This is a genomic window from Tenacibaculum xiamenense (genome assembly GCF_964513065.1).
GTDB lineage: Bacteria > Bacteroidota > Bacteroidia > Flavobacteriales > Flavobacteriaceae > Polaribacter > Polaribacter xiamenense.
The window spans coordinates 1,016-13,955 of record NZ_CAZEQU010000012.1 but is presented as its reverse complement, the minus strand read 5'-3'; the positions used below and the strand labels follow the sequence as shown (position 1 = coordinate 13,955).

The following is a 12,940-nucleotide window of genomic DNA, read 5'->3' as shown; positions in this document are numbered from 1 at the left end:
CCTTAGTGGCTCTATTAGTCTTAGAAAATTTCATAATAAATTATTAGCTGTTTTTAAGCAATTTGTTAATATTCTTTTTTTACAATTTTAGAAGTAAACTCCTAGCAATTAATTTGTTATAAAATTAGATTATTATTTCGGTTTTCCAAAAAAAACAACACTTTATTATTTTGAAAAATTGCAAAATCATTAACAACATCACTAATTTATTGCTATTACATCAAGTATTGAGTATATTTTATTTATTGTTGGTTTGCTTACTATTAACCGCCACTAACTGCAAACTAGCGGGCGTGAGGGGGAAATAATAATGCTGAACTCTTCAAAGATTATGAGGCACTTAAAAGGTTTCAAGATATTTCTAAGTTTAACCCAGAAGATAAAAAGTATATACTTTATACTATTGATGCCCTTATCAAAAATGCAAAACTTAAATCAATCGCATAAAAAAACTACCAAGCAAATAATCCTTAGTAGTTTTCTATTTTTTGATTTTTTTAATTCTTTACAAATCCCATATTTACTATTAATTCACCTAATAGGAGACAATAGAACCTAAAAATAATTTGTAAGAGGCCTACTCTTTTGACAGGATGAAACTTATTTCTTGTAAGCCACTATTAAATACGGTTCTAATTTATAGTCTTTATTTAGTAAACTCATAGCATTATCATAACCTATAGACTCTTTTTTTAGTTTAGAATTTACTCTTCTTTTTATTTTTCCTAAAATTGAAAAAAAGAGTGAACGAATCTCTAATAACCTCGTTTTAAAACTTCTTTTCATAGGTATATTGCTAATATTCTTTGATATTTTTATTCTAAAATCACGCGACTCCATTAGATTCAACCAGTCTTCTATAGATTTATACTTCCCGTTGGCTTGAATAATACCGAACTTCTCTTTTACAAACGCATTAACAGAATTTATTTTATCTTGATCTGTATTTGGCGACCATAACAGTTCATTTATACAGAGAACCCCATTAGTTTTTAACACTCTAGACAATTCCGACAACATGCTTACCAAATCTTCACCTTCCTGAATACTTAATACAGATTCTACGTAAATTTTATCAAAAAAATTTGACTCAAATGGAATACTATTATCAATGTTTAATAAATTCAGATTTACACAATCCTTTACTCCACAGAAACGAAGTCTCGCTAATGCCTTTTTCAACATTAGAGGGCTTTTCTCCAAGCCATAAAGCTTAACTTTCTTTGTCAAAGTTAAAATTTTAATAAGTGTAGAACCTGTTCCAAACCCTAATTCTAAAATGGTTTCATTTTCTTTTATATCCAACTCACTTAACAAGATATCTGTTGAAGCTTCACCTTTAGGATGAATAAAACCGCTATTAATTTTTGACAAATAGTTTAAATATTGATTCTGAGCCATATCGTAACAAAGAAAGTAATTTTTTTATTATTTTTCAACTAACTTTTCTTTCAAAATCTTATTTTCTTCTTCTAGTGTTTTAACTCTTTTGTTTAATTCTATCATATACAATGTCAATTCTTCTATTTTTTGAAGAAGCTTCGAGTCCATTTCACCAAGTAACACCCCATTTGTTTCTACTTCTTTAGCTGACGGAATATCTTTTAAATGCCCTTTAGACTTTATATGGTCTTCCACTTCCTCTAAGGTAGGAAGGTCATAGGTGTCTTCAAAAACAAAATCTGACCAACCTGTCTCTACTTTTATTTCTTTTGCTCTTATTTTACCATTAACCGCTAATTTCCATAAACCTGGATTATCAGTCCCTATACCAATATTACCTATTGGAAACAATACTTTATCTACATTTATACCACTACCTCTTACTATTTTAAATGCCTGGTTTACTGCAGAGAAATCATCTTTTTCTGTTATAATAGTAAAATCTCCGTTAACTGCCGAAATCCCCCATAGCCCTCTATCCTCAGATTGAGATGAATTATTTAAAAAAATATTTGTATAAGCCCCACCTTCATACCAAGCATGAATAAAAGGTGGTAATGAAGTTTTATTTCCAACAATAAGTTGATTCATTTTTGTTGTGCCATTAACCTCTAATTCTTCCTGTGGCAAAGTAGTATTTACACCAACTTTACCTGAAGATGGAAATGTATTTTGTGACATCGCAACATAACTAATAAATGAGATTATTAATGTAATTAGTTTTTTCATTTTTGATCAATTTTAAATTAAAATATTCTTATGTTATTCTGACTTTCAAATATCTTGAAAGAACTTAGCAATAATTATTATTAATTCTAGCAGAGGAACAACAACTCTTTTATTTTTTAACTCTATAACAAATCACTGTTAGTGTACCTTACTTTAGCATTACAAATATAAAACATGGAAATACCACGACGTTCAGTAAATTCCTTCTCTGTAAACACTTAAACTATATTAGTTGAATAGTGCTTAGTAGTTTTCTCTTATAAAAGAAATTCTCCTTGCTTATTTTTACCTCCCCACTTATTTCATAATATATCAATTTCATAATAATGAGGTTTTTAATTTATTTATATTAGCATTAAAAGAGCTCTTGTATTTCACCGAAATATCTATATAAAATTACTTACTCATATCCCCCTAGTTACAAACTAGCAATAGTCGTTACTTTGGCATACTTTCGCCAGTAGTGGAGTAAAAGCATTAAGTTTGGGTTGAGATAGACCTCTCGTTAGAGTAAAAACACTTCCTATAAAGCCTTGAGGAAACATCAAACTTAAGATGCAATGCACACCGATAAAGCCTTTGTGGCTCTATTAGTCTTAGAAAATTTCATAATAAATTATTAGCTGTTTTTAAGCAATTTGTTAATATTCTTTTTTTACAATTTTAGAAGTAAACTCCTAACAATTAATTTGTTGTAAAATTAGATTATTATTTCGGTTTTCCAAAAAAAACAGCATTTTATTATTTTTAAAAATCACAAAACCCTTGCTGACTCCTTTAAATTTACTGTTGTTTACTTACTCATAAACGCCACTAGTTACAAACTAGCGGAAGCACTTACTTTGGTATACTTGCGCCAGCGAGTGGAACAAGATAAAATTTTTATGGTTATAGAATAGACGCACTAATCCATGACTTTAACGCTAAAAAAAGCTTACTACTAAGCAACAAAAAACTACCTCATAATTTAATGTAAGGTAGCTTCTTTTTTAACTTCTATTTTTGCAATTACAAATGGCTAATAATAGTTATAGTTTCTTTTTAAAATTCCTTTTATCTCTTGCCATTACGCTATCGCTAAATGCCAAGGTGCGGGTTAATCTCTAAATTCTTATTATAAAGCATCCTATTATACTTTACTGACACAGTCTCTAAAATATTAACTAAAAAATCAATAACCTTCGAATTATTTGATTCAATAATATAAGGCATTGAGTCAGATAATACTTGTTTTTTTTCAAGTATCTCTTCCTTAAAATTCAAATGAACCAAAGTGTTAACAAGCTCAAACTTGACATAGTTTTCTTCCTTTATCTTATCCAAAAAACTATCTAACCCAATTATCGTTTTTTCAAACATTAAAAGATCATTCTGATGCTTTAATTTAAACTCCAAGTCTACCATAACTTCTAAAAACCTAGGGTCTAACATTTTTTTGCAAGAAACACCAATATATTCAAAAGTTTTAAAAAATCTATCCGCAACTATTTCTCTCTCCGTAACTATAATAAAGGAGTCATAAGTGTTATTAAAATAGCTAACATGTACACTTTCTTCTGAAAAATAAATCTCCCTTAAATCAAATACATCGTATGATTCAATTCCTTTATTCTCTTTTATTCGTTTAATAACATCTTCAAGAATAACCTCTTCTTTTTCAAAAAAACTGGGAAAATTCTCTCTTGTTAAATGAAATGCCATAAAATCTAAAAAAGACAATCTCTTATAACTACTATCTTTTTTAAAAACCTGATATACATAACAATGGTTAGTCCAAATTGGATTATTGTTTTCTATATCTCTGGAGTCATAATAATCGGACACTTCCAAATAAACGACATCTTCTAAATCTAATCGCCTTATTAAGGTAACGTTCCGTAATAATTTATCTATTATCAATTCTAAATTCATAAACTTATTTATCTTCTAGAAGCATTACTCTTATTCCTTTAATTCTATCTTTTAACCATTTCCAGTCATACATAATTCCTCCTTCTTTCTGAACATCTAAGATTTATTTACCACAAATCATTCTCTTTTACTGAATTCGTTACATGTCCTTAATATTTATTATTAAATTTAGGATCCCATTCAACAATAACTATTGCGTTTTTTAGCCCATTTATTCAAACTTTCAGGTTTAATTAGTACAACACCAGATTCCCTGTTTTCTTTAGAAAGATCCTTTTTACTTTGCGTAACACAACTTTTACATAAACTATTAGACATATTATCTCCTAAAATACGTTAATTACTTGCTCATAGCAACCACGAGAAAGTTTCTCATGGAAGCGAGACTATGATTATCTTACTCTTGAAATACAAAGAACTACCTCAATTAACCCAAATTAAGGTAGTCTTGATATTTACTGTTGTTTTACTTACTCATACCCGACACTAGTTACAAACTATCGGGAGCGAGGGTAGCCATTACTTTGACATACTAGCTCCATCAGGGCTTACTCCTAAAAACTAAAGTTCCTCTTTGGTATTTTTGTAAATCTTCAATGCGTACGGTATTCTTATACTTATCTAGCACGTCTTTATGAATCAAAGAGTTGTCTAAAGGTTTGTGTTCTCTATAGTTCTTACCTTTGAAGCTTACCACATCTAATCCTACTTCTTCACATAAGTCTAAATAAAAAGGAAAAGTAAGTCGATTCGTAAAAGCTATGGGGTTACGAGTCCAAAAGTTCCAGAACTTATCTGAATACCTTAAAAAATTAAACTCTGAGATAGAGCGGTCTTGAAAAAAACCTGGATTTGCAAAGTGATCAATAAAATTTATGGTATGTACACCGTAACCATCATTAGACAGCCACTTTTCCATTTTTTTAAATAGAGCTTCTAATGTTTTTTTATCGATATGTTCAAAAACTACTTGCGAATAAATGTAATCAAACTTATAATTTAGTGCATCTATATCATCAAATGTATATTTAGGTAGATATGTAATTCGGCAATAATCAAGCAATTTATTCATTGATGTAAATGACAGTAGTGTATTAATTTTTTCTTCCAGCTCACCTTCTTCATAAATGCTATTTTTCATCACGATAGCTTTATAAGCCTGGTTCCTAAAAAAACATAGTTGTTTTTTCGCTGTATTCATCGAAATATCATTACTAATATCTACTGTAACAATTTTTTTAAAACCTAAAAGAAATAATATCACTGGAGATACTATTGAATAACCCGTACCTATTTCTAAAGCTATTTTTTCTTTGCCTTCTAGAAATGGTTTAGTCTCTTTTAATTTTCTTATGCATTCATGTAGTTGATAGTTAAAAACATTTTCATAATAATGCTTTTGCAAAGTTGCAGGAATATGATTAAACCTATCTCCTAATCTTGTATAAGATAATACTTTTTGTATACCTGCTTTTATTTTCCAATGCATAAGTTATACTATTTTATTCATTATTTTTTATATCAATAAGCATCTCCTTAAGTTCTTTAATCACCTGCTCTTGCGAATTTAACCTTTTTTCCTGCTTTAACGTATACAAAGTTAATTCTTCTATTTTTTTCAACAATACCGAATTAATTTCACCTAGATAAACTCCTTCCTTTTCAACCTCTTCAGCAGAAGGAACTCCTTTTAAATGTTTTTTCTCTTTTATATGACGAGCAACTTCTTCTAAACTTGGTAAATTATAGTTCTTATCAAAAACATAATCTGGCCATTTAGTAGCTAATTTTACTTTTAACTCTTCACATATAATATCTCCTTTTACAGCGAGTTCAAAATCAGTAGGAATATCTGAAGAATCAACACCGATACCTATTTTACTCTCCGTGATAATATCTTCTTCAAACCAACCACTACCTCTTACTGTTAACTCATGATTAGGTTTATACATTACCCATGTTCCTATAGATAGTTTTGACTTTGGTTTTATTAAATGTACAAAATGAATATCTTCATTTGTTGGGTTGTCCTTATGACTTGGTAATAAGTTCCCAGTCTTAAAGATTTCTTTTTTGTCCTTAGTAAAGATTGCAAACCGTGTTTCTGAGTCATCCCAAGCAGAAAAATGCATTCGCTCTTTGCTATTAGCATCTTTTATATTAAAAAAGGAACCTGACGGGAAAGTAGACGAAGTCTTATAAAGATCATAAAAGTTAAACCTTCTAACCTCTTCTCCTACTTCCGTTGTTTCAACTACTTTTCCTAGTGACAATGCTTTTCCATATTTAAACCATTCTTTCCAATCAGTGGCTGTCCCAGATAATTGAGCATCTAAGGCTTCAAAGACCCCTCCTTTTCCTATGATATTTGAAGTATTTTGAGAAACACTCGTTAATGACGTTAATAATATCAGCATTTTTAATATAACCTTGCTTTTTTCCATTTTTATACAATTTCTTTATTTTAATTATTTACCTTTCTCTTTGTTCAACTAAAGAGATAACTTTTTACTATACTTAATTTATTGTTACTAACTGTAATCACTTACTCATAACCGCCACGAGAAAGATTCTCGTGGTAGTCATTACTTTGACCTACTTGCGCCAGGAGGGGCAATAGTCGTTACTTTGCCATACTTTCGCCAGTAGTGGAGTAAAAGCATTAAGTTTGGGTTGAGATAGACCTCTCATTAGAGCAAAAACACTTCCTATAAAGCCTTGAGAAAACATCAAACTCAAGATGCAATGTACACCGATAAAGCCTTTGTGGCTCTATTAGTCTTAGAAAATTTCATAATAAATTATTAGCTGTTTTTAAGCAATTTGTTAATATTCTTTTTTACAATTTTAGAAGTAAACTCCTAACAATTAATTTGTTGTAAAATTAGGTTATTATTTCAGTTTTCCAAAAAAAAACAGCATTTTATTATTTTTAAAAATCACAAAATCCTTGCTGACTCCTTTAAGCTTATTGTTGATTTACTTACTCATACCCGCCACTAGCTACAAACTAGCGGGAGCGGGGACTTTGATATGCTAGCTCCAGCGGGGGAACAAGATAAAATTTTATGGTTATAGACGCACTAATCCATGACTTTAACGCTAAAAAAGCTTACTCCTAAGAAACAACAAAACCACAACTATCGCTGTGGTTTTATTACTGTTATTTTTAAAAATTAAATTCTTATTACTTACTCATGCACGCCACTAGTTACAAACTAGCGGTAGCCTTACTTTGACATACTCGCACTATCTGAGGGTAAATTATCTTGTAAACTAATCAGGTAATTACGTACGAACACTAAATTATCTAACTTCAAATTAGCTGGAAAGCCATCTAAAAAATTAATTTCAGAAATATCTATATCCTGTCTAACCAAAATCAAAGATTCCAATAAATATTCATAATACAATTTTAAATGATCCTGAGATAGACTTAATAATGAGATCTTCAAAGATTCAACTTCAGCCAATCCAATATTTCTATTGAAATCATCGCTTATTTTATCTAGATAAATATTAAATATTTCATCAATCTCAATATTATAAACACTGATGATAGAATCCGCTATGTCAAATGTTTTATCTCCTAAAAAGTTACTCCAAGTTTTAGACTCGTCTTCAAATAATTGCAAGAACATTTTAAGCTCTATAAATACTTGATTCATTGGCTTATCTTTTATATATGAATACAAATGTTTAATAAATTCAGGCGATTTTCTAAGATGAATAACATATAAAAACCGAACTGTTTTCAGAAAAAACAACTCCTCTAAACAACTAGTACATTTTCTTAAATTAAAAGAATAGAATAATTGTTCTTCTAAATTAAAATCACAACACGGGCATTTGACCCTTCCGTTTCTATCAATTAAATTATATTTTCTGTACCACATAGTTAAAATTCATCTTTAACCAACATACTAGCTTGTATATCTATCATAATATCTTCCATTAAGCTACCTGTACTAGGCAACTTTAACCCTTCTGACCATTCAGATTCTGGAAAATAGCCAGTAAGCTTTCTAAAAAAACATTCTGCTTTTACTGTATCGTCATATTCACTAATTATAAATTAGTGAGCAGTACGAAACTTTAAAACTATAAAAAACTACCTCACAAACAAATGTAAGGTAGCTTCTATGTTTATTGTTATTTTGCTCCCTCATAAACGCCACGAGAAAGATTCTCGCGGTAGCCCGTTACTTTGACATACTCGCACCAGCAGGGGGCTTTAAAGATAAACAAGCCTACTCTTCATAAAACTAGCCTAAAAACCTGAAATATCTATTGGCAAAATACTGTCTTGTTCTTGAAAACTTCTAGCACTTGAGTACTTCCAGTCTTCTGGATGTAATACAAAACCGCTTTCCACTGGATTATTATGGATATAATCTATTTTTTGTTTGATAACTTTTTCACTCCATAATTCGATTGGTTTATTGTGATGTTGCCAAAATTGATACACCGATGTACTCGCATTCTTCTTTCCTGCTCTGGCAAACATCCACAACAACCACTCTTTTCTGCTTTCTTGTATGTTGTTTTTAATAGCTTCTAATACATTTTTTGAAGTGTGTCGTTTAAAGTCTCTTAGTAATTCTGATGGCTCGCCTTTGGACGATCTAAATATAAAATGTATATGACTTGGCATAAAACAATAACAATACAACTCCATGCCTTTGTATTTTCTACAATATGTTACACTGTTTGCTAATACATCATAATACACTTGCCTTATAAATACATCTATCCAATTTACTGTAGCAAAGCTTACAAAATATAAACCCGATTTATCATAAAATTTATAGTTCCTACTCATAGCATCGCTAAAATATAAAAACTACCTCACAATTTAATGCAAGGTAGCTTTTATATTTATTGTTATTGCTTACTCTTAGCCGCCACTAGTTACAAACTAGCGGTAGCCGTTACTTTGACATACTCGCTCATGTAGGTGCACTAATACGTGGTTTTAATGCTAAAAAAGCTTACTCATAACAAACAAAAAAACCACAACTATCGCTGTGGTTTTATTCCTATTATTTTTAAAAATTAAATTCTTATTGCTCACTCTTAAACGCCACTAGTTACAAACTAGCGGGAGCGGAGTAGCCTCTATATTTATTGTTATTGATTACTCATACTCGCCACTCGTTACAAACGATCGCTAGCGGGAGTAATTACAATATTCATATAAGTATTTTTTCCCACTCCATCCCAAGACCTGTAATGATATATATTATCATTATTAAACAAAGCTAATTTCGAACCAAATGACTCTACTGTGACATTTCTTTCACCATATTTAAAATCTTTAGTATAAATCAAACCAATCGAATAATTACACTCATCAGGAAAATTTAATTCTTCATCCTCAACTCCCACTTTCCTCTTGGAAATATTGTAGATTACACCTTCACTTTGTACCTCCAACCATTCATAATCATTTTCAAAATCATATTTCATAGCTGGTAAATTAAAATAAGAAGAAAATTCTTTCCCAAAATCTTCAATATCTAAATTACTTTTAAGAGCGAAAAACTCCATTTTATTTATGTTATCGGAATCCATATTTTTTCTAAAAATTATTAATTATTCTTTCTTGGAAGATGGTTTAAATTTTATGCTAAACCCACTCATACCTTCTTTTAATCCTTCAAAGCCAGGTGTTTCCCCTAATGCTTTCCTGAAATCTGCATCTGGCTGTAACTTTTCACCGAACTTTTTAAACAAAACATCGCTTTCAATCCAATAATCTACATCAAACTCATTTAAGTTAATAGGCTCGCCAAAATTCGGTTTATTAGGATTTCCAACCTTACCTGACTTAAAGGAACCTGTATACCCCGCTTTTAAATCAGGATCTAATTTTTTATATTTTGGAAGTAGTTTTTCACCAGCTAACTTTTCAAGCTTCTTCTGTAAACTCCTCAAAATCATACCATCACTACTGTTTACTATAGTAAATACTATTACAGATTTAGTAGGTACTGTATTTTGAATTGTTTTTTCGGTTGCACTAGCTAAACCTTGAGCTTTCCCACTAGGACTTAACTTACTATTGCTAGTACCAGTATTTAGTTTTTTAGCTATTAATAATTGAGCTGGAGCATCATAATTATCTAATGTCGTTAAGGCATCACCAGCATCACTAAGCTGCTGACTTGCTGGGGTTGTAGTATGATAATCAACTACTTCATCTGTCTTTTTATCAAGAACTACAGATGTTTTGGTTATTACTTCGCCTAAAGTAACATCATTATACTCTCCTGTAATTAATTTGTAAGTGGTATTAATAGCATCAGAACTAGCATTATATCCAGCAATTATAGTGTTATTAGCAACAAAACCAAAAATATTATCTATCGCATTATTAACTCTCTTCGATACAGACCCTCCTCCTTTTACAAATACTGGTTTATTGGTTTTGTATTTATTCTTGTAAGGTGTAACTTCTAAACCTTCTAACTCAATACCGTCAATTACTCTATTTTCAGAAAAAGCATAAACTGAGTTATGTGCATATTTAGCAAACAAAGGGTCAATACTTAAAAACCTACCCACTCTAGGATCATGCATCCTAAACTTATAGTTAATAGAATTCCCTTCTCCCTTAACTTCATCATCCTTCTCTTGACCTTGGAAGCCATAACGGTAAGAATCCGCTTGCCCATGCCTGTTAGGTACGAGCATCCCAAAAGGATAATAATCGTTATAAGCAACTACCTCTGGTGTAAATATAGTGTTTTCTGCGATAACTCCATTGGTATTTCCTCCTGTGTTGGTATCTGTAGTTCCTCTTTCTAGTAAGAAGTTTTCAATTGTTCCTGTAAAACCATTGTCTGCTGAGAATAACAACAAGTGTAATACCTGATAATCATTCACCGAATACTCAAAGGTTTGGTTTCCTATGTTTAAGTTTCCTTGATATACAAATGCTGCTGTATTACTTGGATTGGTATCTGTAGACATTGCAATGGTTATATCACTAGTCTTTAACAAATCTGTCACATCAAAACGCATTCGATAACTTCCTGGTGCATGATCATAAGATCCAATAGTAGGTAGCCCTCCTTCTGGCATTAACATGAGCATTGCTCCTTCTGGTTCTGCTCCTTGCCAATTGATATCTGTGATCGTTGCATGTGCTTGATAACTAATCGTAGCCTCTGGCTCTGCCACCAACTTACGATCTGTAATTACATTAATTACATTTCCTAAGTGATTGCTTAACTCATAACGCTTGTTTCCTACCTTACGCGCATACTGATTGTCTGGTATAATACTTGCCAGCTCTGTACTTGTTCTTAGACTTACATTAGCTCCTTGAGTTATACTTGATCCTGGTAATAATTGAATCATATTTCCAGCAGTGTAACTTCCCGTTGCAGTTCCTTGTACTGTATATGGACTCTGATTAGATACCACAATGGCATTAATAGCCTCTTTGGTTACGCCTCCTGTTACTTCTTCGCCATTTAAGTATAGGTTTTCTGCTACGGTGTTCTTCTTCGTATTATCTAACTCTAAAGCATCCGTAAGGATTCCTAAACGTGAACTTCCATATAAATGGTGCTCTTCTAAATGTAATTTGTTTTGACGGTCTTGAATTGACTTCTTGTAAACCGCCATGACATTCCCTTGAGCATCTCGTACATAGTAGGTAGTTATGGGGTTAGGGTCTCTTCTTCCATAGCCACTATCTGTTTTTGATATACGGTTTCCTAATCCGTCATATTTAAAACTAATGGTTTGTGTATAACCATCGATTCTCTTTTGAATCGATTTTACTTTACCACTTACACTCCATTCTATCTTTTCAATGCCTTGGGTTTTATCCTCTACTAACTGCCCTATGGCATCGTACTTATAGTTATGGGTGTTCGTATTTGTAGGCGTATAGGTTATTCCTATGTCTGTTAAAGCTCTTTCCTGATCATCGATATCTGAATTAAAAATTGTTGCATTGGCTGCATCCTTTACCAAGCTTAACTGATTGTTTTTAACACCTGTACTAGCATGCATATCATACTGATAACTCAGGTTATCCATTAACTCAGTAGTTCCATCTGACTTTAACGCTGTTCTGGTTAACGTTTTTAAGTTTCCATTACGATCGTATCCATAAGAACTCTCAATATTAGTGGTTCCTGAAGCTCCTATTAAATGAGACTTCATGTTTTTAATACGATTCAACTGATCGTATTGGTAATGGTTATATGCCGTTGGTAATGCTTTGTTATCTAAATCTTGCATATTGGTAACCATGGCCTTGATATTACCATTGTATAAATCTCTGGTGCTATGTGGCAAAGTGGGACTATTAGTTACCTTTAAATAATCCGTCGTATTAGCCTTTCTCGCCTGATAGTCCTGATTAAAGTATGCTAGTGAATATCCGTAAACATCCTTTCCTACTTTGTTTGCCAATCCATCTTTTCCAAAATCTGACTCCGGTGTCAACGCTTCTCCATTGACAGACTTTAACCATCCTTGTAAGGTATACACATAATCTAGCCCTTGTACTTGTTTGTCTCCTAGTACTGTTCTGGCTAATGGACCATGCTCATAATACTTATAATCTGCATCTTTATCCCAAAGTATACCATCTCGTGAAGTTTTTACATTGACGATTCTATTATCAGCATCGTATTCATATTTATGTATAAACTGATCTTTCTGTTCTGGTTGGTATACCACCTGATTCACATTTCCACTGATTAAATCATAATCATAGGTAACAATCTTAGTTCTTTGTCCTAAACTAACAAGGATATCATCATTAATCTTTGTCGCTATTTTATCTACATTTCCATGAACATCATAACTGTAGTATATAGCATTGTCGTATTTA

General features: G+C 31.5%; 9 protein-coding genes. All 9 read right to left on the bottom strand.

The window, feature by feature from the left end:
• Positions 1 to 600 precede the first annotated feature (600 nt).
• Entirely contained in the window at positions 601 to 1,401 is an 801-nt protein-coding gene (locus ACKTTV_RS05270) for a class I SAM-dependent methyltransferase (RefSeq protein ID WP_408029775.1), read from the bottom strand.
• A gap of 27 nt (positions 1,402 to 1,428) precedes the next feature.
• Positions 1,429 to 2,172 (bottom strand): hypothetical protein, encoded by a 744-nt coding sequence (locus tag ACKTTV_RS05265; RefSeq protein WP_408029774.1) that lies wholly within the window; start codon positions 2,170 to 2,172, stop codon positions 1,429 to 1,431.
• Positions 2,173 to 3,249: 1,077 nt separating this feature from the next.
• The gene (locus ACKTTV_RS05260) at positions 3,250 to 4,083 is read right to left on the bottom strand and encodes a hypothetical protein (protein WP_408029773.1); all 834 of its coding nucleotides are present in this window, start codon (positions 4,081 to 4,083) and stop codon (positions 3,250 to 3,252) included.
• 541 nt (positions 4,084 to 4,624) lie between these two features.
• Entirely contained in the window at positions 4,625 to 5,572 is a 948-nt protein-coding gene (locus tag ACKTTV_RS05255; RefSeq protein ID WP_408029772.1) for a hypothetical protein, read from the bottom strand.
• A 13-nt stretch (positions 5,573 to 5,585) separates the two neighbouring features.
• Positions 5,586 to 6,500 carry a hypothetical protein gene (locus ACKTTV_RS05250; RefSeq protein WP_408029771.1) on the bottom strand — a complete coding sequence of 305 codons (915 nt, stop codon included), beginning with the start codon at positions 6,498 to 6,500 and terminating at the stop codon, positions 5,586 to 5,588.
• An 813-nt stretch (positions 6,501 to 7,313) separates the two neighbouring features.
• Positions 7,314 to 7,751 (bottom strand): hypothetical protein, encoded by a 438-nt coding sequence (locus ACKTTV_RS05245; RefSeq protein ID WP_408029770.1) that lies wholly within the window; start codon positions 7,749 to 7,751, stop codon positions 7,314 to 7,316.
• A 602-nt stretch (positions 7,752 to 8,353) separates the two neighbouring features.
• Positions 8,354 to 8,905 (bottom strand): REP-associated tyrosine transposase, encoded by a 552-nt coding sequence (locus ACKTTV_RS05240; protein WP_408029769.1) that lies wholly within the window; start codon positions 8,903 to 8,905, stop codon positions 8,354 to 8,356.
• A gap of 335 nt (positions 8,906 to 9,240) precedes the next feature.
• A complete protein-coding gene (locus ACKTTV_RS05235) occupies positions 9,241 to 9,657 on the bottom strand; it encodes a hypothetical protein (protein ID WP_408029768.1) in 417 nt (138 codons plus the stop codon).
• 21 nt (positions 9,658 to 9,678) lie between these two features.
• Entirely contained in the window at positions 9,679 to 12,795 is a 3,117-nt protein-coding gene (locus tag ACKTTV_RS05230) for an RHS repeat domain-containing protein (RefSeq protein ID WP_408029767.1), read from the bottom strand.
• Positions 12,796 to 12,940 lie beyond the last annotated feature (145 nt).